The organism is Streptomyces sp. NPDC015139, from assembly GCF_043079785.1.
Lineage (GTDB): Bacteria > Actinomycetota > Actinomycetes > Streptomycetales > Streptomycetaceae > Streptomyces > Streptomyces albidocamelliae.
On the sequence record NZ_JBIBUW010000012.1, the window covers coordinates 126832 to 150203 of the forward strand.

A 23372-nucleotide genomic window follows, 5' to 3' on the forward strand; every position below is an offset into this window, starting at 1 on the left:
AGCGTAGGACCAGCGAGGGCCAGCGTGTGGGGCAGCTTGCGCCGTGCATCGATCCTTGCCGCACAAGGGGCCGGCTCCGAGCCGGCGGTGGCCGAAACGCCGAGCCCGCCGCGTCGGCTGACCGATCGGGGAACACAGCGCCGCCCCGCCGCGGGGAGGGCGGCGGGGCAGTGGGTCGGAGATCTTCACCTGGGGTGTCTGCCGGGCGTGCTCACTTGACGACGACGTCGGGCGGGGGCGGCGGAGCGGGGGCGTCCGGTGCGGAACCGCCGGTGTCGGGCTCGGGGGCGGGCTTCTCGGGCGGCGGGGTGCTGCCGGTGCCGTCCGGGGTGCTGGAGCCGCCGCCGCTGTCCGGGGGCGGGGTCTTCCCGTCGGGGCACGGCGGGCCGTTCTTGCCGTTGGTGCCCGTGCCGTTGCTGCCGTTGGTTCCCTTGCCGCCGCAGGAGCCCCTGCCCCGGCCGCCGGTGCCGCCGGTGCCGGTGCCGCCCGGGGCGGTGCAGACGGTGGCGTCGCCACCGGTGCCGTTGCCGCCGTTGCCGCCGGTGCCGTTCCCGGCGCGGCAGGTGTCGTGGTCGCCGTGGTCCTTGTGGTGCCGGTCGCCGTGCTCGTCGTGCTTCTTGTGGTGATCGCCCTTGCGGTGGTCACCGTGGTCCTTCTTGCCGCTGCCGTGGTCGTCGTGCTTCGCCGAGGCCGCCATCGAGTGCGGTGCGGTGGCGGCGACCGCGCCGCCTGCCGGGATCAGAACCATGCCGAGGGGGAGCAGGATCGAGGCGGCGGCCATGGCCAGGCCGTGCTTCCGGACGTTGCGGGTCATGAGGAGTGCCGTTTCCTTGGAGATCGGGGATGTACGGGGCTCGGAATCGAGGATCAGGGGGTGGGTGGCGCGGCCGGTGGTCGCGCCACCCACCCCCGTCGTTCACTGGCTGCCGTCAGCGGCCTGGGCCTCAGGCAGTGGCATCGCCGCCGTTTCCGCCGGTCGCGTCCCCGCCGCCATTGCTCGTGGCGTTGCCGCCGTTTCCACCGGTCGCATCGCCACCGCCATTGCTCGTGGCGTTGCCGCCGTTTCCACCGGTCGCATCACCCCCGGCATTGGTCGTGGCGTCGCCGCCCTTGCCGCCCGTCGCGTCGCCGCCGGCATTGGTGGTCGCATCGCCGCCGTTTCCGCCGGTCGCATTTCCGCCGCCCTTGGTCGTGGCGTCGCCGCCGTTTCCGCCGGTCGCGTTCCCGCCACCGTTGGTGGTGGCGTTGCCGCCGTTTCCGCCGGTCGCATTTCCGCCACCGTTGGTCGTGGCATTACCCCCGTTACCACCCGTCGCATTGCCCTTTTTCTTCTCGTGCTCCTTCTTGTGCTGGCTCTTCTTGTGATGATCCTTCTGATCGTGGTTCTTATGGTGGGCGGCCACCGTCGTCACGACCGAGTCGGGCATCGTGCCCGCCGACGCGGCGGTGGCCGGAAGGATGATTCCGCCGGCGACGACCACGGCCGAGGCGACGAGGGTCGAGATACGGAAGCCGCGCTTGGTACGGATTTCCGGGGTGGTGTGGGTGGTGCGCTGCATGGTCATCTCCTACTTGATATGGGGACCTTTTCGGCTTCCGGTCTTTCCGGTGCGGCCCGTGCTTCAAGTAGGCCCGAATGCGAGAACGGGGTCACGTTCCGAGGACTCGGGACTTGACGAAGAGAGGGCCGGCCGTGACCATGCCGTCCCCGCCGGCCCGGACCGGCCCGCCGGGGCGGCTCGGCATGACGCGGCGGGCCGGCTGGTCGGGCAGCCGCTCTGGAGGGGGTAGAGTGGTCTTACCGACGCGGGGTGGAGCAGCTCGGTAGCTCGCTGGGCTCATAACCCAGAGGTCGCAGGTTCAAATCCTGTCCCCGCTACCAATCGAAGGGCTCGGCCGATCAGGCCGGGCCCTTCGCGCATTTCAGGGCAACGCCGGGCGCCGGCCGCCATGAGCCGACAGCCGCCGCCGTCCGAGCACGGCCGGGCGCGGGCATTGGAGTGATCAGCACACCGGACGGTGGCGTGGTTCCCGCACCCCGTCGCAGCGCTTCCTAAGGTCGGCGAGAGGACGTTCGGCAGGGCGCCGGCTGTCGATGGCAGATGGGTGAATCGTGGAGCACACCACCGCGACGTCACGAACGGACACGGCTTTGCCCGGAGCCGACCGCACGCGCAGATGGACCGGGCGGCTGGCGGGCGCCGCGAGCCTCCTCATGGTCTGTGCGCTGTCGATCCCCTCCGCCGGCGCCGTGCAAGGCGACGCGCGCGCGTCTGCCGAGGCAGCACTGTTCGTGTCCGACTACGGCAACAACCGAGTGGTCACGCTGCCGGCCGAGGGAGACGAACAGGCGACCGTTCCGCTCGACGGTGTGGTACGTCCGACCGGTCTGGCATGGGATGCCGAGTGCGACCTCTACGTCTCCGACACGGGCAACAACCGGGTCGTGAAGCTGGCCGCGGACGGCACGCAGTCCACGGTGCCCGCGGGCGACCTCTCACGCCCCCTGGGCCTCGCAGTCGACAGAAGCGGGAACCTGTTCATCGCCGACAGCTTCGACAACCGCGTCGTGCGGGTGACCCCTGACGGGCGGCGCAGCACCCTCCCGACGACCGGCCTGCTGCACCCCTGGGGGCTCGCGCTCGCCGGCGACGGCAGCCTGTACGTCTCGGACTTCATCAACAACCGGGTGGTCAAGGTGGCGGTGGACGGAAGCGGTCAGACCACCGTGCCCACGGTGGGCCTCTCCCAGCCGACCGGACTGGCCCTGAACGCCGGCGGCGACCTCTACATCTCCGACAGCGGGAACGACCGCGTGGTGAAGGTGGCGCGGCGCGGCGGATCGCAGATCACGGTGCCGATCACCGGTCTGCGAGGTCCGCTGGGCCTCGCCGTCGACGGTCACGAGAACCTCTACGTGGCCGATGGTTCCCACCATCGCGTCGTGAGGGTCCAGGAGAGCGGAGGACGGCAAACCACCGTTCCCCTCACCGGCCTCGACACCCCCACCGGCATCGCGTTCCCTTCACCGCGCAGGTGACCCCCGCGCGTCGACGGGCGCACGCGCCCGGCCGGGCGGTGTGGCCGAGCGTCGGCCGCACCGCTGGCGTCACCCCGTGGATCAGGATGAACGGCAGCTTCACGCCTCGTCGTTCGGTGCGGTGGCGGACGCGTACGCCGCGCACCGACCGGACTGTGCGCAGGCCGCGGTGCGCTGGGCACTCGAACCCGCGCCCGGCCCCCGCGTACTCGACCTGGGCGCCGGAACCGGCAAGCTGACCGCCACGCTGGTCGCCCTGGGTGCCGAAGTCATCGCGGTCGAGCCCGATGCGGGGATGCGGACCGGACTTCGCCGCTGTCTGCCCGGTGTCCGCGCCCTGTCGGGGAGTGCCGAGGCGATCCCGCTGCCGGACGCCTCGGTGGACGCGGTGCTGGCCGGCAACGCGATGCACTGGTTCGACATGGCCGCCGCGGGACCGGAGATCGCCCGGGTCCTCGCACCCGACGGCATCCTGGCCGGCCTGTGGAACCTCATGGACGACCAGGTCGAGTGGGTGGCCGCTCTCGCACGGGTCAGCGGGGACGCGGCTGTCGGCCCCCGTGACACGCCCGCCGGTTGGCGCGCCGAGACGGCCGACATGCACCTTCCCGGACGCGGCGCGGCCGCCCGATTCGGATGGCCGAAGCAGGCCGAGTTCCCGCACGGTCAGCGCCGCACAGCCGATTCCCTCGTCGCCACCTTGGCGACTCGCGCGGGGATGCTGGTCATGCCGGAACCGGAGCGGGACGCCACGCTGGCCCGGATCCGCGCTTTCCTCGCGATCCGACCGGAGACCGCTCGCGGCGAGTTCACTCTCCCGATGCGAACCGGCGTACTGCGCGTACGGCGACTGTGACCATCCGAGTTCTCGGCGCCTTGCGAGAACCGGCTGACCGGCGCAGCCACACGGGGGAGGACTCCACCCGGCGTGCCCCCGGCGAAGTTCCGCGCGGCGGCGCCCCTCGTGTTCACCGCGCCCTGGGAGGGACCCGCTCGCAGTCCTACGGCCCCAGGCCGTCGAGCAGCATGGTGAGGCCGCCCAGGAACTCCTGGTCGGCGCCGACGTCACGGGCGTCCCGGGCGGTCCGGGTCATGAGCGGGAAGTCGGTGGGGGAGAGTCGGGCGATGGCTCTCGTTCCGGGGCCGGACAGGGGCCCGAGGTGCTCCAGCTGGATGGCTCCGATGACGTAGCTGAGGAGACCGCGCAGGGCGACGACTCGCCGCTCCCCTTCGAGTCCGGCCGCGGTGAGGACGGCCAGCACCGTCTCCGACCAGCGCAGTACCCCGAGGGAGTGATGCCGGTGGGCCACGGTGAGGGGGACCACCTCCGGGTGGGCGCCCACGGTGTCGCGCAGGCGCCGTGCCATGACCGAGACCTGCTCGCGCCATGACGCTGCCGGATCCGGCGTCCCGGTGTCCACATCGTGCAGTACCCGCTCGACGACGAGCCTTTCGAGTTCCCCGCGGTCCTCCACGTACCGGTAGAGGCCCATGGTGCTCATGCCGAGCTCCTGGGCGACGGCACGCATGGACAACGCGGCCAGCCCGTCGCGGTCGATGACGGCGAGGGCGGCCGAAGCGAGCTGGTCCGGGGTGAGCGAACGAGGGCGTGGCATGGCGGTTGACAGCGTACGGCATACGCCTAACACTCGTAAGTGTATGCCGTACGCCTACAGGGGGAGCCATGCGTCGTACCCGCAGCCCGGTGGAGCCCGGATCCACCGTCGACCCACGCCGTCTGTCCACCGTCGTCGGGGAGCGGATCGCCCTTCCCGACCCTGACCGACTGGTCCACCTGCAGTTCCGTCGCTTCGCCGGATGCCCGGTCTGCAATCTGCACCTGCGGACCGTGGTGCGGCGGCACGAGGAGATAGAGGCCGCCGGTGTGCGCGAAGTCGTGCTGTTCCACTCGCCGGCCGAGGAACTGGCGCCTCATGTGGAGGATCTGCCGTTCGCCGTCGTGGCCGACCCGGACCGGCGGCTGTACGTCGAGTTCGGCGTGGAAAGCGCACCCCGCGCCCTGCTCGACCCGCGTGTCTGGGGACCGATCGTATGGGCCGTCCTCAGTGGCACCTGGAACGTCGTCCGTGGCCGGGAGCGTCTGCCCGTCACCCGCCCCCACGGCGGCCGGCTCGGCCTGCCCGGCGACTTCCTCGTCGCGCCCGACGGCCGCGTGCTCGCCGCCAAATACGGCGAGCACGCCTACGACCAGTGGTCGGTCGACGAACTGCTGAAGCTGGCGGCCGGTGCGCCGATGGGCGACCGGGAGCCGACCTAGGGCCGCATCGGGCAACGCCATCCGCGCAGGTCCGGGTCGGTGATGAGCCGAAGGCGGGCCCGGACGGTGTGGTTGTCCGCGCAGGGCATGTCGGTGGCGAAGAACGCCGAGGACGGCGGGCGAACCGTAAGGTGCCGAGGCGGCTCGCCCGCGCCAGGGTCGGGGACGGCGCTGCGCCGTCCCCAACCCTGACGTCAGCCCTCGTGCGGTAGCGACATGTACAGACGGGTGCCTCCGGGCCGGAAACCGACGCGCTCGTAGACGCGACGCGATCCGTCGCCCGAGTACTCCAGCCAGACGGAACGGGCTCCCCGGGCGAACATGGCCTCGGTCAGCGCGGCGGTGACCGAGGCGGCGATGCCCCGGCCGCGGTGGGCGGGACGGGTGCCCACCCCGGCCAGTTCCGAGGTGCCGACGGCGGGTGCGGAACAGGTGGCCGCACCGGCGCAGCCGCCATCGGGTGCCCGGACGAACCGGACCGCCCCGCCGTTCTCCTGGGTGCGGCGCAGCCGATCCGCGCCCTCCGGGGAAGCGGCGAACTCGCCGGAGAACGCCTCGGCCAGGGCACCGTCGATCGCCGCGTACTCCTGGTCGGTGCTCGGTGTCTCGACGACGTGAAGACCCGACGGCCGAGTCAGCGTGGTCGGTGTGCAGGTCAGGTACTGGTGCACCGCTTCGGTGGTGAAGCCCGACCGCTGGAGGGCGGCCTGCACGGCGGGTGCGGAGTCCGGGGCGAACTCCAGCCGGGGCTTGAGACCGCGCTCATGGAACGCCCCGATCAGCGCGGCGATGTCCCGGTCGGTGGGACTCGCACCCGGCAGCGGGGTTGCGTAGTTGACGTACGGGCTGGTGGTACCGGGGTCGAATCCCACGACGAATTCGCGGACTTCTGTCACCACGGGGCGGCGACGGAGATTGGCGACGGCAAAGCTCTGGACATCGATGTCCATGGTGATGATGACCTCACGTGAAAAGGCATGACATTGACCGGGTGCGCAAGGCACCGCATGGTGTGGCCGCCGTGAGGAGACGTCAGTCGCACCGGTCGCCGGCGCTGCTGCAGAGGCAGGCGGGTCAGTGCTGACGGCGGCCGCTGGGGGACGCCGTGATCATGGCCTCAGTCCTTGAATGATCCGTGAGACGGGTGAGCCGGATGACTCGGCTCGTAGAGTCCCACACCCCTTCGAAGATCGACAAGAGGTTTTCCCCTATGGGGCAGGAGGTGCCCACCGCCGCGTGGCCTATCGCCGACTGAGCGCGTCCGCGCCCCCAGCGGGGTTTCCCTCCCACCGTGCGGCAGGTGGGATTTCCTCGCCTTTCATGAGGAAGGAGTGGGCGGCGAGCTGCGCCTGGTCGCCGACCGTCGTGCCGTAGTGGACGAGCGCACCCACGCCGATGGTGACACCCGCGCCGAGCGCGACGCGGTCGGACTTGAAGGCACCGTCCTCCTGCGAGTGGCACTGGATGATGCAGCCGGCATTGAGAGTGCTGCCGTATCCGATGCTGGTGAGGCCGCGTTCGGAGATCATGCAGCCGTCGTCGAAGACGTGACGGCCGATTCTGGCGCCCCGCCATCGCCAGATCATGGTCTTGAACGGGGTGCCGTTGAACAGGTGCACATAGTCGTGCGACGTCAGCTTCCAGTAGCGCTCGTGGCTCCAGAAGTCCGGATCGTAGATCGAGCAGTACAGCGACCTCAGCGGCTTCAGCGCCGTGACGGCTCTTTCGATCAGAGTGAAGTAGACGACGGTGAACACGAGGGTGAGCAGGCCCGCCAGCGCGTACGCCGGTACGCCGATGGCGTCGTAGAGCTCTATGGCGGTCATGGTGATGAGCACGAGCACGAAGAAGTGGAACCAGCGCGTCAGCAAGTGCAGGCTCGCGGTGGTCGTGTTGTGCCTGTTCTTGGCGGCGAGCCGGCGGCGCCGCTCTTCACCGTGGGAGATCCGCTCGAATCGCGTATCGCGCAGCACCGTACGCGGGATCTCGAAGCTGGGTGAGCCGAGCAGGCCCACGCCTTCGCGTATCTCGCCGTCGATCGGGACCATGACCTTTGTCGCGAGGAGGCAGTTCTCACCGGTCCGGCCGTCGGACGGGTAGGCGATGTGGTTGCCGAGGAAATTGTTCGGCCCGATCGAGGCGCGGGACAAGCGGAAGGACGAGCTGGAGAAGTCGGCGTTGACGATCGAGAGGCCGTCGGCGATCATCGTGCCTCGGCCCACGGTGCTGAGATACGGAGTGTCGTGCCGGACGACCGAGCCGAAGTTCGACCCGGTCTGCTCGACGTGGCACAGGTCGTAACCGAGGCACCGCAGGTAGTGCACGATCGCGGAGCTGTCACCGAACAGCGTGGTGAAGAACCTGACGTTGGTCAGACGGGTGATCGCGCGCTGGACGCCGTGGTGGAAGCCGTAGAGCGGGTAGGTCCTGCCTGGTCGGATCGCCAGGCTGAGCAGCCGCGGCATCGTGCCCAGCGCCACCAGACCCACCGCGATACCTCCGAAGAAGACCACGACAGAGGCGACCAGTGCCTCGAGATAGAACGCGGGGTTGTCCAGGGCCTGCAGGCCGGGCGTGAATGCCGAGTTGAGTTGGGGCAGCGCCATGAACACGAGGCTTACACCGGCGACGGTCAGGGGCAGGTACACCAGGAGGAAGGCGAGCAGCTGCGACAGGCTGTAGGAAACCCTGCGAAGAGTTCCGCACGTGGCGGGTTCGACGGTGCGAAAGTCGGTCGTCGTCGGCTGCGCCGGCGTCCCGTGCCACGACTCTCCGGCCGGGATCGCCTGTCCAGGGTGCAGGGAGGAGGCGTGCCCCAGCTGGGAGTGGTCGCCCATCGACGTGTCGATGTCGAGGACAGCCTGCACACCTATGGTCACATCGGCCCCGAGGGCGACGGGTCCCATCTCGATACACCCATCGTGCGCCCGGTAGCAGGACAGCAGAACGTCTTTGCGGACGACCGTGCCGTCGCCGATGGACAACATGTCGGTGCAGACGGGGATCTGGTGGGCCAGGATGGTGACCCTCTTTCCGATGTGTGCGCCAAGTGCTCTGAGGTACAGCACGTACAGCGGTGAGCCGGTGAACAGACGTACCGGGCTGGTGCGGATGAGGGTCTTGACGCACCAGAAGCGCAGGTACGCGAAGCTCCACAGGGGAATCCGGCCGGGACGGTAGCGGCCGATGAGTACCCACTTGGCCAGGATGGGCAACGCGCACGCGCCGACGAAGAGCGCCGTGCTGAACAGGACCGCCCGCGCATACACACCCGCCGCCCCCGAGCCCTCCACGGTCCACTGGTAGCCGAACACGGCGACAGTGGCGGCGACGGAGGAGTAGACGAGGAAGGCCAGGAGCTGGGCCATTCCGCACAGCGCGTACCGCCACGGGGCGAACCGGGGCGCGGCCGGCACGTCGGACCGGTGGTCACTCTCCGCCGAGGCGGGCATGGCGGTCTGTGAGGTGGCGGGCGACTCCGGCCGGCCGGCGGCCGGATGCTCAGTGAACGCGGCGGCCAGGCTTCGGATCGTAGGGTGCCCGTAGACGTCCTTCATCGACACCGTGGGCAGATCCTCACGCTTCCGCACACGCGCACAGAACTGCGTCATCACCAGCGAATCAGCGCCCAGCTCCGTGAAGAAGTCACCTTCGACCGGCACCCGCTCAGTGCGCAGGACACCGGCCAGGACCTCGGCCATCTTCATCTCCGTGGAGACTGTCGCACCGCTCGTATCGGCGGCGGTGACGTCGGAGCACATGTGACTTCGCCTCCGTTCGGGCCAGGCACCCGTCTGACAACCGCCGAGGCTTCCTGCCGCCGACCCCTGCCACGTACATGGAGAAAGGCCCACTCCAAAGCTCTGCACGGAGGAGCCGGGCGGAGCGGGTGAGCGACTCACGGCAGGAAGGGGCGCCCGAGGTCGGAAACCCGGAGAGCGGGCCCCCAAATGGGCGGCTTCCCACGCTTCCAGGGTGCGACAAAACGTCGGCTGCAAAACATCGGCCACATGTCCGAACCATCTCTGCCGCCCGGCCGGACATCACCAGCCACATGGCCGATCTCCGGGGCTCGACCTCTGTATGCCATCAGGCAACCATGCCAGTCGCACAAGCGATGGAAGGCCGGGGCGGACGGGCGACTGTGCGCCGCGTCGCGGCCCCTCCGGATCGCGTCGGCAGGGGCGGGCGCCTGGCGTGGGGGGTCGGCCGACATCGGCTTCGATGAGGAAAGTCGCGGCCCACGACTCCCGCCTGGCGAGGTCTCGCGGAACCTTCCGCTACCCCCCACGCGCTCGAGACTCCGTCGGCTGAACCTCGCTGCCGACTGTTTGCCGCAGCCAATCGCCGCGAGGGATCACTCGTTGCCGGCGGAGACAATCGGCGATCAGGGGTTGACAGGAAACGCCATCCGACACAGCCTTTGGCAACGTTGTCATCCGGTTCGGCGCGGGGCGTGCGGAGCCGGTTCGGCCCGCGCATTTTGATGGGACGTCACACACATGACAGATCAGTCGAGTCCGTCGCGCCACCTGTCGCGACGGACCGTCGTCACCTCGGGTAGCACCCTGCTGGCCGGATTCGGCCTCGGCTCCGTGCTCCCCGTGCCGCATGCTGCCGCCGCCCCCACCGGCGCACCCGTCGAACGCTCCACCCCCGGCGAACTGGCCCTCTACCGACCGGTCTCGGTCTCTTCGACCGCCTACGCCGCCACGCCCGGTTCCTTCGTCGTCGACCGTCTCTCCGTCCAGGGCGTCAGAGGCAGCGGATGGCGCGCCGAGGGCGGTGACCCCCAGTGGATAGCCGTGGACCTCCAGGCCGTCTGCGAGGTCACCCATGTCCGCCTGACCTTCGAGGCGGATGCCTCCACCCCGGTGTACACGCCGCCCACCAGCGGCAATGTGCACAGCGGCACGACCGGCGAAGAGGTCCAGTCCAGCTATTCGACGGCCTTCGTGGTGGAGACATCCACCGACGGCGAGTCCTGGACGACGGCGTACCGCACCACGGCGGGCACCGGGGGCGTCGTGAACATCCAGCTTCCGCGCCCGGTCAGGGCGCGCCGGGTGCGCATGACCTCCCAGAAGCGCTCCAGCCCGCTGCCCCTCGGCCTCAACGGCTTCGAGGTGTACGGCACCGCCGAGGATCACCGTCGTTCGGCCACCGGCTGGACCGACTGGGGTTCCCAGCCGGGCAAGGCACCCCGGCTCACCGTCGCCGACGACGGGACCGTGCCCGTGGAGTCGGGCTGGCGGCTCACCATGGACGACTGGGCGGACGCGGACGGTGCCGCCCTGTCCAGGACGTCCGTGGACACCGGCGGCTGGCTGCCCGCGACCGTTCCCGGCACGGTGCTCGGCTCGCTCGTGGACCAGGGCAAACTGCCCGACCCGGTGGCGGGCCTGAACAACCTGCGCATTCCGGAGGCTCTGTCACGCCACTCCTGGTGGTACAAAAGGGATTTCACGCTGCCGCGCGGCCTGCGCACCGGCGCCGGACGGCATGTGTGGCTGGAGTTCGACGGCGTCAACCACAAGGCCGAGGTATGGCTCAACGGCAAGCAGGTCGGCGACCTGACGTACCCGTTCGCCCGTGCCGCCTTCGACATCACCCGGCAGCTCGAGGGGGCCGGCGAGAACGGGCTCGCCGTACGGATCACCCCGATGCCGGTGCCCGGCAGCCCTGGGGACAAGGGTCCCGAGGGTGAGGCGTGGGTCGATGCCGGCGCCCAGCAGATGAACCTCAACTCCCCGACGTACCTCGCGTCGTCGGGCTGGGACTGGATGCCCGCCGTACGCGACCGTGCGGCCGGCATCTGGAACCACGTGCGGCTGCGCTCGACCGGGCACGTCGTCATCGGCGATCCACGGGTGGACACCGTCCTGCCCGACCTGCCGGACGTGTCGGTCGCCGAGGTGACCGTCGTCGTACCGGTGCGCAACGCCGACTCCGTCGATCAACGGGCGACGGTCACGGCGGCCTTCGGAAGCGCGCGGGTGTCGAAGAGCGTGACCGTGAAGGCCGGCGAGAGCGCCGACGTCGTCTTCGCCCCCGACGCCTTCGCGCAGTTGAAGCTGCGCGACCCCGAACTGTGGTGGCCCAACGGACTGGGCGAGGCCCGTCTGCACGACCTCACGCTGACGGCGGCGGTCGGCGGACAGGAGAGCGACCGGCGCACCACCCGCTTCGGCATCCGTCAGTTCGGCTACGAGTACGAGGTGCCGCTCCCGTTCACCGCGTCCGGCGACGCCTACACGCAGACCGTGACCTTCGACCGGCAGCAGGCCCGGCATCTCCGCGTCAAGTGCCTGACCCGGGCGACCTCCTGGGGCAGTTCCCTGTGGACGCTCTCCGTCGGGGACAGCGCGAGACCCGGCGTCGACCTCGCCCTGCACGCCGCCTCCGAGGCCTCCACCACCGATCAGGACGGCAACGGCGCGGCCAACGCCACCGACGGCGACGCCGGCACCCGCTGGTCCTCCGCCTACGAGGACGACCAGTGGATACGCGTCGACCTGGGCTCCGTCCAGTCGTTCGACCGGGTCGACCTCACCTGGGAGCAGGCGTACGCGAAGACCTTCGTCGTGCAGGTCTCGGCGAACGGCTCGGACTGGACCGACGTGAAGTCCGTGGACAACGGCGCGGTGCCGCTGCCGTTCAGCAACGGCAACGCCAGCCTCCAGGTCGAGGACTTCGACCGGCGCACCGCACGCTACGTCCGCCTCGACTGCGGTCTGCGGAACACCAGTTGGGGCAACTCGCTGTGGACCTTCAGCGTCGTCGACCGCGGTGACCCGGGCACCGACCTCGCCCTGCGCCAGAAGGCGACCGCCTCCACCGAGGAGTCCGACAAGCCCGCGTCCAACGCCACGGACGGCAACCCGAACACCCGTTGGTCCTCCGCCTACGAGGACCACCAGTGGATCCAGGTCGACCTCGGATCGCGGCGGGGGTTCGACCGCGTCGCCGTCGTCTGGGAGACCGCGTACCCGAAGACGTACGTCATCCAGGTGTCCGACGACGGCGAGAACTGGACCGACGTCAAGTCCGTCTCCAACACCCCCGATCCGCTGAAGATCAGCGTCAACGGTGTACGCGTGCTCGCCCGCGGCGGCAACTGGGGCTGGGACGAGCTGCTGCGCCGTATGCCGGCGGAACGCATGGACGCGGCCGTGCGCATGCACCGCGACATGAACTTCACCATGATCCGCAACTGGGTCGGCAGCAGCGACCGGGAGGAGTTCTTCGCCGCCTGCGACCGGCACGGCATCCTGGTGTGGAACGACTTCCCCAACGCCTGGGGCATGGACCCGCCGGACCACGAGGCGTTCGTCTCGCTCGCCCGCGACACCGTGCTGCGCTACCGCAGCCACCCGTGCGTGGTCGTCTGGTGCGGCGCCAACGAGGGCAACCCCCCTGCCACCATCGACAAGGGCATGCGCGCGGCCGTGCAGGAGCAGGCGCCCGGTCTGCTCTACCAGAACAATTCGGCGGGCGGCGTCGTCACGGGCGGCGGCCCGTACGGCTGGGTGGAGCCGGAGAAGTACTTCGACCCCATGACGTACGGCAGCAAGGACTTCGGCTTCCACACCGAGATCGGCATGCCCGTCGTCTCCACCGCGGCGAGCGTGCGCACCATGACCGGTGACGAGCCGGAGTGGCCCATCAAGGGCGCCTGGTACCTCCACGACTGGAGCGAGCGTGGCAACCAGGCACCCCATGTCTACAAGGCGGCCATCGAAGCGCGCCTCGGCCAAGCGGGAGACCTGGACGACTTCGCCCGCAAGGCGCAGTTCGTCAACTACGAGAACACCCGAGCCATGTTCGAGGCGTGGAACGCCAACCTGTGGGACAACGCGTCCGGCCTCATGCTGTGGATGTCCCATCCGGCCTGGCACAGCACGGTCTGGCAGACGTACGACTACGACTTCGACGTCAACGGGACCTACTACGGCGCCCGTTCGGCCTGCGAGCCCTTGCATGTGCAGGCCGATCCGGTGAAGTGGCAGGTCATCGCGGTCAACCACACCTCGACCGACCTGCGTGGAGCGACTGTCTCGGCCCGGGTGTTCGACCTGGGCGGCCGGCAGCTCGGCCCGGCCAGGACGGCCCGCGTGGACGTCGACCGGGCGGGCACGGAGAAGGCGTTCACGGCGGAGTGGAGCAAGGATCTCCCGGACCTGCACCTGCTACGGCTCACCCTGACGGACGCCCTGGGTGAGGAGGTGTCACGGAACACGTACTGGCGGTACCGCGACGCCTCCTCCCTGCGCGACCTCAACAAGGTCAAGCAGGTGAGACTGACCGGTGCGATCACCAGAGTGTCGCGCTCCGGAGACCGTCACGGACTGACGGCCACCGTCGCCAACCGCGGTTCGGCGGTGGCCGCCATGGTCCGGCTGTCCCTGCTGGAGGACGCCCACGGCAGTCGGGTGCTGCCCACGCTCTACAGCGACAACTACCTGTGGTTGCTGCCCGGGGAGTCGCGCACGGTCCGGCTGTCCTGGCCGTCGGACGCCTGCTCGTCCCGCCGCCCGGTGCTGACGGCGGAGGCGTACAACAGCGCGCCGACGACGTTGCGCGGTTGACGGCCCCGCGCCCGGTCCCGGCGGACGACGCCGGGGCCGGGGCACGGTTCCCACGACCAGGACGGACGCTCCCGTCAGAGCGGGGTCCGCTCCACGGGGATCCACAGCTCCGCGTCCGCCCCGGTGGCGTCCGGCGACAGCCTCGTCCGCAGGATCTCCGGTCCCGGCCGGCTCTGGTACGGATTGGACGGGAACCACTGCGTGAACACGTCCCGCCAGAGGTACTGGAGCGCCTCGGGAAACGGCCCGGAGTTCCCGAACACGGCCCACGATCCGGCCGGCACCGTGAGCGTGTCCATGTCCTGCGGCGCGGCGGCCCGGGTCACCACCCCGTGGTAGTAGTCGAGTTCGGTCCCCTCCGCCCGACCGGGGTCCAGGTTGTCGGTCACCGCCACGATCCCCGGCGGCTCCTGATCGGACAGGCTCTGGATACGCTGCAGCGTCTCCTGCCCGAGGCCGCGGACGAACTCGGCGATGGCAGGGTTCACCCCCAGGTGCACGAGGGGGACGCGCGCCTTCCTGCCCACCACACGGAACTCGTCCTTCTGCACGATCCGGTATCGCATGCTGCTGCTCCCTTCGACGGTGAGACGGAAGGAAAGCCGCGGCTGGGACTGGAGAGGCGCGCCGGACCGTCTGGCCTCGCCGGGACCGACGCCGTGCACGGCGCGGAACGCACGCGCGAACGCCTCGCCGGACGTGTAGCCGTACCGCACCCCGATCTCCAACAGTGTCCGGTCCCCGGCCAGCACCTCGGCACCGGCGACCGTGAGCCGCCTGCGCCGGATGTACTCCGACAGCGGCATCCCCGCCAGCGCGGAGAACAGCCGCCGCAGGTGGTACTCCGACGTGAGCGCGATCCGTGCGAGGTCGGCGCCCTCGATCCGCCGGTCGAGCCGGCACTCGATGTGCTCCATGGCCTGGTTCAGTCGCTCCAGCACCCCGGCCTCCTTCCCTTTTCGAACACTCACGTTAGGAAGGACCCACCTGGGCGGACCCGACATCCTGTGCCCCGTCCGGTCGGGTACGGCCGACGACGAGTGGCCGCGCACATCACGTCCGCCGGGACGCACGACACGCGCCCGGGCGTGCCGAGATCACATCTCCCGGGCCGGGGAGCGTCGGGCGAACGCCTGGTTGCCGGTGACGATACGGGCGTGGTCCAGCAGGCGGTCCTCGATGTCCTGGGCGGTCGCGCTGCCGACCAGTAGATCCATCGCGTACCCGTCCTCCAGGGCCACGAAGGAGCGGCCAAGGGTCCACGCGTCGCCGGCCAGCGTGAACTCGCCGCTCTTCTGCCCGAGTTCGAGAACCTGGCGGTAGAGCTCGGTCTGCCGGCCGGCGAAGGTGCGCTGCTGGTCGGCCGCCCCTTCGTTGCGCAGCGCGACCGGGAACAGTTCGAAGAGCAGCCGGGTGCTCTCCTCGCCCTCCCCGGGCCAGGGGACGCCGGTGTGGACGCAGGCACGCAACCGTGCCACCGGGCCCGCCGCCGCCGCGATGGCCTCCTCGCGGCTGACGAAGTACGTCGCGGCGCTGCGCTCGAACACGGCGGAGAACAGTTCCTGGATGTCGGCGTAGTAGTAGAGCACCGAGGCGGGGGTGACACCCGCGGCCCTGGCGACGTCGCGCAGCTTGGTGGCTGTGGCTCCGAGGTCCACCACGGTCCTGGCGGTCGCGTCGATGAGCTGGGCGCGGCGTTCCGCCTGGTTTCTCGGTCGGGCCATGGGGGACATGCTCGCACACCGCCAAACGGCCCCTGATCTCCCCTGTCGCGACCCATTGACCCGCCCCCATTCGTTAACTAAATTTCGTTTAACAAATCCCCGAGTCAGACCTGGTGACCCATGTCCCGTCCCCTCCCTCTCGTCCTGGCCCAGGCGGCCCAGCGCACCGCCGACGACCTGGACGGCCTGGCCGCCGACGTGCGAAGGCGCACGGCGGGGCTCCCCGCCGCACCACTGGTCGTCTACCCCGAGCTGCACCTCGGCGGCCCGACCGGCGGGACCACCCCCGCCCCCGCCGAGCTGCCCGACATCCTCGCCGAGCCGCTGAACGGCCCGCGTGACCGCGCCCTCGCCGAACTCGCCGGCGACCTCGGTGTCTGGCTCGCCCCCGGCAGCCTGTACGAGCGTGGCGCCGACGGACGCGTCCACAACACCGCCCCCGTGTACTCCCCGCGCGGCGAACGGATCGCCGCCTACCGGAAGATCTTCCCGTGGCGGCCCTACGAGACCGTCTTCCCCGGTGCCGAGTTCACCGTCTTCGACCTCGACGGCATCGGCCGCGTCGGCCTGTCGATCTGCTACGACGCATGGTTCCCGGAGACCACCCGTCACCTGGCCTGGATGGGCGCCGAGCTGGTGCTGAACTTCGTCCAGACCTCCGGCAGCGACCGGGCCCAGGAAGTCGTGCTGGCCCGCGCCAACGCCATCGTCAACCAGGTCTTCGTCGCCAGCGTCAACTGCGCCAAGCCCGTCGGCACCGGCCGCAGCCTGCTCGTCGACCCGCAGGGCAACGTGCGCACCGAGGCCGCCGCCGACAGCGACACCACCCTCACCGACGTGATCGACCTGGACGAGGTCGCCAACGTCCGCCGGCTCGGGACCGCCGCGCTCAACCGGCCCTGGCAGCAGTTCCGCCCCGACGACCAGCCCCTCGCCCTGCCGCTCTACCAGGGCCGGATCGACCCCGCCACCTGGGCCGGCACCACCGCCGCCACCCCGATCCCCAGCGAGCCCACCGACACCCGCCGTACACTCGGGGAAGCGAGAATGCCGTGACAGACCAGCCCACCCACATGCGCGGAGACCTCGGACTCCTGTCCGTGGTCGCCTTCGGCGTCGCCTACATGGCACCCGCCGTCGTCACCTCGATCTTCGGCGTCATCGCCGCCACCAGCGGGGGCGCCGCGCCCACCGCCTATGTGATCGCCACCGGCGCCATGCTGCTGACCGGCCTCAGCTACGCCAAGATGGCCAAGGTCCACCCCAGCTCCGGCTCCGTCTACACCTACGCCCGCAAGGAACTCGACTCCCGCGTCGGATTCCTCGCGGGATGGGCGCTGCTGCTCGACTACCTCTTCCTGCCGATGGTCGCCTGGCTGCTTCAGGCCATCTATCTCCACGCACAGTTCCCCGCCGTCCCGGAGTGGGCGTGGCTGGTCGTCAACGTGGCCCTCGCCACCGCCATCAACGTCATCGGCCTCAAGGTGGCCGACCGGATCAACCGGGTGCTGCTCCTCGGTGTCACGGCCGTCCTCGTCGTCCTCGCCGCGCTCTGCGTCCACTACGGCCTCGGCCACGGCGGCACCCCCGCCGCCGGCCACGCCTTCTGGAACAACGCGACCAGCATCTCCGCCGTCACGGCGGCCGCCGCCGTCGCCGCCTACGCCTTCCTCGGCTTCGACGCGGTGAGCACGCTGAGCGAAGAGGTGCGCGACCCGCAGCGCACCATCCCGCGCAGCATCATCCTGACCGTGCTCACCGGCGGCGGGATCTTCATCGCGATCTCCTTCCTGATGCAGTGGGCCCACCCCGGTGGCACCTTCCCGGACGAGAACTCCGCCGGGTACCTGCTGTCCACCACCGTCGGCGGCAGGACCTTCGCCGACGTGGCCAACATCGTCGGCATGCTCGGCGGATTCGCCTCCTGCGTCGCCATCCAGGCCAGCACCAGCCGCCTGATGTTCGTCATGGGCCGCGACGGCGCCCTGCCGCGCCGGGTCTTCGGACGCCTGCACCGCAAGCTGCTCACCCCGGTCACCAACGTGCTGGTCATCGGTGCCGTCGGTCTGCTGGCCATGAACCTCTCGCTGGCCGACGCCACCTCCTTCATCAACTTCGGCGCGTTCCTCGGCTTCACCCTCGTCAACATCTGCGTCATCGCCTACGCCGTGCGCCAGTGGCGCTCCGGGACCCGCCACTCGGCCGTGCGGTACCTGCTCCTTCCCGCCGCCGGTGCCGCGATCGACGTCTACCTGATCACCCAGCTCGGCGGCACCGCCGTCAGACTCGGTCTCGGCTGGCTGGTCATCGGCATCGTCTGGCTCGCGGTGATCACCAAGGGCTTCCGCCGACCCGCCCCCGAGCTGCGACTCCGGTCCGGCGAAGAAGGCGGCGCCACCGAACCGGAAGCCTCCGGCCCGCTGCTGCCGACGGCATGAACAACGCCCGGGCCCCCGACCGCGGAGAGCGGTCGGGGGCCCGGGCCTCGCACGCCCTCGGTGCCGCCTGGAGGTCAGGCGCGGTTCGGTGCCGCTGCCGGCTCCGGGACACGCCCCGCCGCCCGGCGGGGGAGCAGGAGCGGGGTGGCCAGCAGGAACACGCCGGCCAGCCCGATGGCCGTACGCGGGCCGAGCAGACTGCCCAGCACACCCCAGAGGGCCGTCAGGAGGGCGGTCGCGGCCTTCGTCGACACCGCCCAGGCGGTCAGGGCGCGGGTGACCCGGTCGGTCGCGGTGCGTTCCAGGCGGAAGGTGGTGCAGACGGGGTTGAAGACCCCGCAGCAGAGGATGAGCCCGAACTCGACGCCCATCACCAGCACCAGCCCTCCGGTGCCCGGTCCCAGGAAGGCCAGGCCCACGGGCCAGAGCGCGCGCAGCGCCCCGGTCACGACCAGGACCTGGTGCTGTCCGAACCGGGTGACGAGCGGCCGGGCCAGCCGTGAACCGATCAGCCCGCCGATCGACGGTGCCGCGAAGGCGAGGCCGTACTGCCACGGCGAGAACCCGAGCCGGCCGAGCATGAGGACGGCCAGCAGCGGCTGGGTGGCCATCACCAGGCCGTTGAACAGGGCGGTGTTGAAGAACAGCGGCCGCAGCGCCACGTCGGTGAGGAGGTACCGCCAGCCGTCGAGCAGGTCCCCGGCTCGCAAGCGCGCGGTCCTCCGGCCCTCGGGCCGCGGCTCGTCCCCGCCCGTCGCCCCGCCCATCGCACGGAGCCCCAGAGCGGACAGCAGGTAGCTGACCGCGTCGGCGACCACCGTCGCCAGCGGACCGAGGAGCCCGATCGCCACACCTCCCAGTGGCGGTCCGATGATCGTCGTCGTCCAGGACGTGGACTCGAACCGGGCATTCGCGACGAGGAGATCCTCGGCCGGCAGCAGCGCCTTCAGGTATGCGCCGGAGGCCGCGCGGAAGGTGATGTCCGCCGCAACGACGACGACCGAGACCAGCACGAGCTGAACGAAGGTGAGCGCGCCGAGCGCGAACGCGGCCGGAATCGTCAGCAGCGCCGCGAACCGCACCAGGTCCATCGCGATCAGCACCCGCCGCTTGCGACGGAACTCCACCCACGGCCCGAGCGGCACCGCCACGGCCGCGCCGACCGCCGCCCCCACGGAGGAGAGCGCCGCGACCTCCGCCGGCCCGCACCGCAGCACATGGACGGCGATCAGCGGGAACGCGCCGAAGGCGAGCCAGGTGCCGAGCGCGCTGGTCCCGTAGGCAGCCCAGAGCCACCCGAAGGGCCTCCCCAGCCGATGTCCGCGAAGCCGTTCCAGCCGGTGCCCGCTCCTCACGCCTGCCCCCCCACACCGCTCAGCCGCACAACCGAATCGCGATCGGAATCATCAAAGCGAGCGCTGTATCCACGGGTCAAACAACTCCAGAGGCGCCACCCACAACCCATGGTTGTGGCCGTAGGGTGCAGTCATGGACCTCGACACCGTCCGGACCTTCGTCGTCGCCGCCGCCGCAGGGCGTTTCCAGGAGGCCGCCGCCCAGCTGGCGGTCACCCAGCAGGCGGTGTCCAAGCGCATCGCGGCGCTGGAGCGCACTCTCGGCGTACGACTGTTCACCCGCACGCCGCGCGGTGCCGAGCTCACCATCGACGGGCAGGCCTTCCTGCCCCACGCGCGCGAGCTGCTGCGTGTCGCCGAGCGCGCGGTCGCGTCCGTGCACACCAGTCGCCGTCCGCTGCGCGTCGACGTGATCGCCTCACGCGGCGCGGCGTCCGGCCTGATGCGCGGCTTCCACGAGGCACACCCCGAGATCGACCTCGACGTGCTGATGCTCCTCGACATCGAGACTGCCGTCGCCGCCATCCGGTCCGGCACGATCGACGCGTCCTTCCGCGCGGTCGCCATGCCCGGCCGACCCTTCCCGGACGACATCGAGTCCGCCCGGGTGCTCGACGAGCCTCTCCAGCTCCTCACCGGCCCCGCCCACGCGCTGGCGGGTGCCCGTTCGGTGACGGTCGCTCAGCTCGCCGGGCACCGGATCTGGATGCCCGGCATCGTCCCCGGTTCCGAATGGGCCGCGTACTACGACGACCTCGTCGCCGCGTTCGGCCTCACGATCGAGGCGACCGGCCCCAACTTCGGCTCCGACGCACTCCTCGACACCATCGCCGACACCCCTGCGCTGGCCACCTTCATGGGGGAGCACACCCGTCACGTCTGGCCCGCCGCCCACGGCCTGCGCCGGATCCCGGTGACCGACCCGCAGCCCGTCTACCCGCACTCGTTCGTCTGGCACCGCGACAACCCCCACCCGGCACTGGCCACCCTCCGGACCTACCTGGCAGCCACGGCCACCGGCCACGACACCGCCGGAACCTGGACGCCGGACTGGGTGCGTCGGGACCGACCGTCCGTCCGGCCGCTCCTACCAGATCAGGCACCAGTAGCCGCCGTAACTCCCGATGCCGATACGGCCGCCCTGGGGGACGAGGCTCGGATCCGGCCGGCCCACGGAGGCCATCGAACACGCGGGGTCACCGACGGTCCCGGCCGCCGCCATCCGTTGCGCGGCGGCGATCGCGGCGGCCGAGGTGTACCACGTCGTCGTCGGAACGGACCCGGTGGCGGTCGGGGCGGGAGTGGGAGTGCGGGTGGGAGCAGGTGCCTGCGGCCGGGTCGGCGGATGAGTCGACGGCCGTGGAGCCGTGGTCGTCGTGGGGCGCGAGGGCGTTACCGGGCGAGTGGTCGCCGGCGCCGGAGTGGTTACCGGCGGCCGGACCGGTCTCGGTGTCGCCTGCGTCGACCGAGGGGTCGGTGGTGGGGCGGAGACGCTGGGCGCGGTGCGGTGTGCCGGCGGGGTGCTCGGCGCCGGGGCCGTCCGGGGCGGCCTGCTCGGTGCCGTCCTCGTCGGACGGGGCGCCGGGGTGGTCGGTGTCGCCGACGGCGTGCGGCTCGGCGTCTCCGGCGCGGGGGTCCGGGACGGGCGCGGGGTCGACGTCGGCAGGGAGATGTCCTTCGAGGGCGACGGGCTGGGACGGGGTGTACCGCCGTCCGTGTTCGCCAGCCACACACCCACGCCGCCCCCCAGCACGAGCACAGCCGCGCCGGCCGCGATCCACGGGGCCTTGCGAGGCGGGCGCCGGTGACGGCTCATACCCTCCACTGTCAGCCTGCCCGCCGACGACTTCAACCGGAGCCGTCGTCGGCCCGCGCGCGTGCACGATAAAGGGCGCGGCGGAGATCCGCACGCGGAGCAGCCGCGGCGTGCCGACGGCCGCGCCGGACGATTTCGGCCGCGCCGCGGGGACGGAGGGCGAGCGGCCGAAGTCCGAACCTGCGCCTCCAGGCGGTTCCGATCGCCCTGGCGGAGGCGGAAGACGCGCATCCACACACTGTCCAGATACCCGCCGGGAAACGGCACTTACGAACCGTTCGTGCGCAACTGCCCGTCATCCTGGCCGTGTTCCCTAGGATGGACCCATGCACACGAACACGAGAGTGGCGCTCCGCGTCACGGGGGCTCTCGTCGCCATTGCGGCTGTGACGAGCGGCTGCAGCCAGGACACGGGCACCGGCGCCGCGGGCAAGGGCGTCTCTCCGCCCAGGTCGGCACACGGGCTGGGTGACATCATCGTGGGCGGGCAGGCCGTCACCGGTTCCGAGCCCAGTCACCTCGCCAAGGTCCCGTACCAGCGCACCTATACGAACGGCCCTCTCTACGCGCCGGTCACCGGCTATCGGTCGATGGTGTACGGCAACAGCGGCCTCGAAGCCGTGTACGACCACACGCTGGGCGCCGGAGCGGCCGGTGCCGCACCGGGCAACGTCACGACGACCGTCGAACCCGCCCTCCAGAAGGCCGCGTTCGACGCTCTGGGCGACCAGCAGGGCGCCGCGGTGGCGCTCGACGCGGACTCCGGGGAGCTCCTGGCCGTCGTGAGTACGCCGTCCTACGACCCGGCGCGATTCAGCGGCCGGGGAGCGAAGGACGCTCAGGCGTGGAAGGCGGCCACCACCGACAGCCGTTCACCGATGCTCAACCGGGCCTTGAAAGAGCCCGCTGCCCCAGGGGCCACCTTCAGCGTCGTCGTGGCGGCAGCGGCTCTGGAGCAGAAGCTCTACACGACGGTCGACGGGTCCACCGTCAGCCCGCTCACCTTCGTACTGCCGCTCTCCACGACCCGGGTCACCGGCACGTCGCCACAGTGCGAGAACGCCTCGATCCGTACGGCGCTCCGCCGTTCCTGTGCCAACGTCTTCGTCAAGATGGCCGCCGACATGGGTCTGACGCGACTCGGCGCGATGGCGGGGAAGTTCGGTTTCAACGACGACACGCTCAAGGTGCCCCTGTCCGTCGCCGAGAGCAGCTACCCCACCGTCGGCACGTCGTCCGCCGGTGTGGCTCTGACCGGGATCGGTGCCGGAGAGGTGCGGGCGACTCCGCTCGCCATGGCGCGAGTGGTGGCCGCGGTCGCCAACGGCGGACGGCTGGTTCCCCCTCAGCTGGTGAAACGGGTGACGGATGCGGACGGCTCCACCCACCGGCCGCCCGAGGCCGAGGACGGCCGTTCCACGAAGCGGGCGATCTCCCGGGGCACGGCTGACGCCTTGCGGGAGGTCATCGGGCGGAACGGACAGTCGGGTTGGACCGTCGGCGGCAAGGGTGAGTCCGCCACCTCATGGTTCATCGGCTGCACGGACGCGCCCGGCGGACGCCGCACCGCCGTCGCCGTCCGCATCGAAGGGCTGTCCCCGCCGTCGGGTGGGGACGACGGCGGGCACGAGGCGGCCGAGGTGGCGCGGAAGATCCTCGCGAGCGCTTCCTGACGCCTGCCGCGGGCGGCGTGTTCCTCCGGGCGAGTCCGACGACGCTCGGCGGGGGCGGTCAGCGGGCGCTGCCGAGGTCGCGGTCCGAGCTGGAGCCCTGGAGCATCAGGGTGGTCTCCTCGATGCGGCTGAACCGGCCGTCGGCCGCGAGATCGGCGAACACGTACACCTCCATGCGGACGACCGTGCCGTCCTTCTTGGTGATGTGGGCGGTGTGCCGATCGGCGTACTTGCTTCCGTCGTACAGCTCCTCGTGCACCTCGACGTGCCCGTCGGCGACGAGGGTGCGCAGGTGAGCGATGTGCTCCAGGAACTCGTTGCGATCCGCCCACCGGCCGTCGGTGCGCTGGCGGTACTCCGGGGTGAAGTGGCGATCGGCCGCCTCCTGCAGAGTGAGTGCGCGGTTGAACAGCAGATCGTTCAGAGCTGCCTCGATGCCGGTGCGGGCCATGGGACTTCC

Annotated in this window: 17 protein-coding genes, 1 tRNA gene and 1 pseudogene; 9 read left to right on the top strand and 10 right to left on the bottom strand. The window is 70.7% G+C overall.

Going from position 1 to position 23372, the window contains the following annotated elements:
- Positions 1 to 211: 211 nt before the first annotated feature.
- On the bottom strand, positions 212 to 814 hold the full coding sequence (locus tag ACF08B_RS29245) for a hypothetical protein (RefSeq protein WP_392320134.1): 603 nt from the start codon (positions 812 to 814) through the stop codon (positions 212 to 214).
- A gap of 130 nt (positions 815 to 944) precedes the next feature.
- Positions 945 to 1559: a hypothetical protein gene (locus ACF08B_RS29250; protein ID WP_392320135.1), complete on the bottom strand. Its 615-nt coding sequence runs from the start codon at positions 1557 to 1559 to the stop codon at positions 945 to 947.
- 246 nt (positions 1560 to 1805) lie between these two features.
- On the opposite strand from ACF08B_RS29250, the gene ACF08B_RS29255 reads away from it, so the two are divergent.
- The 3 genes from ACF08B_RS29255 to ACF08B_RS29265 all read left to right on the top strand — a co-directional run bounded on the left by ACF08B_RS29255 (position 1806) and on the right by ACF08B_RS29265 (position 3896).
- A tRNA-Met gene (locus ACF08B_RS29255) sits at positions 1806 to 1882 on the top strand.
- Positions 1883 to 2152: 270 nt separating this feature from the next.
- Positions 2153 to 3040, top strand: a complete 888-nt coding sequence (locus ACF08B_RS29260) for an SMP-30/gluconolactonase/LRE family protein (RefSeq protein WP_392320136.1) — start codon at positions 2153 to 2155, stop codon at positions 3038 to 3040.
- A gap of 76 nt (positions 3041 to 3116) precedes the next feature.
- Entirely contained in the window at positions 3117 to 3896 is a 780-nt protein-coding gene (locus tag ACF08B_RS29265) for a class I SAM-dependent methyltransferase (protein WP_392320137.1), read from the top strand.
- 145 nt (positions 3897 to 4041) lie between these two features.
- Here ACF08B_RS29265 and ACF08B_RS29270 read toward each other — a convergent pair whose 3' ends face one another.
- Entirely contained in the window at positions 4042 to 4656 is a 615-nt protein-coding gene (locus tag ACF08B_RS29270) for a TetR/AcrR family transcriptional regulator (protein ID WP_392320138.1), read from the bottom strand.
- A gap of 68 nt (positions 4657 to 4724) precedes the next feature.
- On the opposite strand from ACF08B_RS29270, the gene ACF08B_RS29275 reads away from it, so the two are divergent.
- A complete protein-coding gene (locus tag ACF08B_RS29275) occupies positions 4725 to 5318 on the top strand; it encodes a peroxiredoxin-like family protein (protein ID WP_392320139.1) in 594 nt (197 codons plus the stop codon).
- A 194-nt stretch (positions 5319 to 5512) separates the two neighbouring features.
- Here ACF08B_RS29275 and ACF08B_RS29280 read toward each other — a convergent pair whose 3' ends face one another.
- Together ACF08B_RS29280 and ACF08B_RS29285 are read right to left on the bottom strand one after the other, a co-directional pair.
- Positions 5513 to 6268, bottom strand: coding sequence for a GNAT family N-acetyltransferase (locus ACF08B_RS29280; protein WP_392320140.1), 756 nt, complete (start codon positions 6266 to 6268; stop codon positions 5513 to 5515).
- A 291-nt stretch (positions 6269 to 6559) separates the two neighbouring features.
- Positions 6560 to 9079, bottom strand: coding sequence for a Pls/PosA family non-ribosomal peptide synthetase (locus tag ACF08B_RS29285; protein WP_392320141.1), 2520 nt, complete (start codon positions 9077 to 9079; stop codon positions 6560 to 6562).
- Positions 9080 to 9820: 741 nt separating this feature from the next.
- Here ACF08B_RS29285 and ACF08B_RS29290 point away from each other — a divergent pair.
- Positions 9821 to 13906, top strand: coding sequence for a discoidin domain-containing protein (locus tag ACF08B_RS29290; protein ID WP_392320142.1), 4086 nt, complete (start codon positions 9821 to 9823; stop codon positions 13904 to 13906).
- Between the two features lie 74 nt (positions 13907 to 13980).
- Here ACF08B_RS29290 and ACF08B_RS29295 read toward each other — a convergent pair whose 3' ends face one another.
- Positions 13981 to 14847, bottom strand: a complete 867-nt coding sequence (locus ACF08B_RS29295; protein WP_392320143.1) for a GyrI-like domain-containing protein — start codon at positions 14845 to 14847, stop codon at positions 13981 to 13983.
- A 156-nt stretch (positions 14848 to 15003) separates the two neighbouring features.
- Positions 15004 to 15630: a TetR/AcrR family transcriptional regulator gene (locus ACF08B_RS29300; protein ID WP_392320144.1), complete on the bottom strand. Its 627-nt coding sequence runs from the start codon at positions 15628 to 15630 to the stop codon at positions 15004 to 15006.
- 120 nt (positions 15631 to 15750) lie between these two features.
- Between ACF08B_RS29300 and ACF08B_RS29305 the strand changes: the two genes are divergently transcribed.
- A complete protein-coding gene (locus tag ACF08B_RS29305) occupies positions 15751 to 16686 on the top strand; it encodes a carbon-nitrogen hydrolase family protein (protein WP_392320145.1) in 936 nt (311 codons plus the stop codon).
- Positions 16683 to 18068 carry an APC family permease gene (locus ACF08B_RS29310; RefSeq protein ID WP_392320146.1) on the top strand — a complete coding sequence of 462 codons (1386 nt, stop codon included), beginning with the start codon at positions 16683 to 16685 and terminating at the stop codon, positions 18066 to 18068. The genes ACF08B_RS29305 and ACF08B_RS29310 overlap by 4 nt, the downstream gene beginning before the upstream one ends.
- Positions 18069 to 18142: 74 nt before the next feature.
- Here ACF08B_RS29310 and ACF08B_RS29315 read toward each other — a convergent pair whose 3' ends face one another.
- Positions 18143 to 19423, bottom strand: coding sequence for an MFS transporter (locus ACF08B_RS29315; RefSeq protein WP_392320147.1), 1281 nt, complete (start codon positions 19421 to 19423; stop codon positions 18143 to 18145).
- A gap of 133 nt (positions 19424 to 19556) precedes the next feature.
- Here ACF08B_RS29315 and ACF08B_RS29320 point away from each other — a divergent pair.
- A pseudogene (locus tag ACF08B_RS29320) lies at positions 19557 to 20480 on the top strand (LysR family transcriptional regulator); the annotation flags it as partial.
- 139 nt (positions 20481 to 20619) lie between these two features.
- Here ACF08B_RS29320 and ACF08B_RS29325 read toward each other — a convergent pair.
- On the bottom strand, positions 20620 to 21153 hold the full coding sequence (locus ACF08B_RS29325; RefSeq protein WP_392320257.1) for a hypothetical protein: 534 nt from the start codon (positions 21151 to 21153) through the stop codon (positions 20620 to 20622).
- Positions 21154 to 21565: 412 nt separating this feature from the next.
- Here ACF08B_RS29325 and ACF08B_RS29330 point away from each other — a divergent pair, with 412 nt between their 5' ends.
- On the top strand, positions 21566 to 22912 hold the full coding sequence (locus tag ACF08B_RS29330) for a penicillin-binding transpeptidase domain-containing protein (protein WP_392320148.1): 1347 nt from the start codon (positions 21566 to 21568) through the stop codon (positions 22910 to 22912).
- A gap of 58 nt (positions 22913 to 22970) precedes the next feature.
- Here ACF08B_RS29330 and ACF08B_RS29335 read toward each other — a convergent pair whose 3' ends face one another.
- Positions 22971 to 23363 carry a nuclear transport factor 2 family protein gene (locus ACF08B_RS29335; protein ID WP_392320149.1) on the bottom strand — a complete coding sequence of 131 codons (393 nt, stop codon included), beginning with the start codon at positions 23361 to 23363 and terminating at the stop codon, positions 22971 to 22973.
- Positions 23364 to 23372 lie beyond the last annotated feature (9 nt).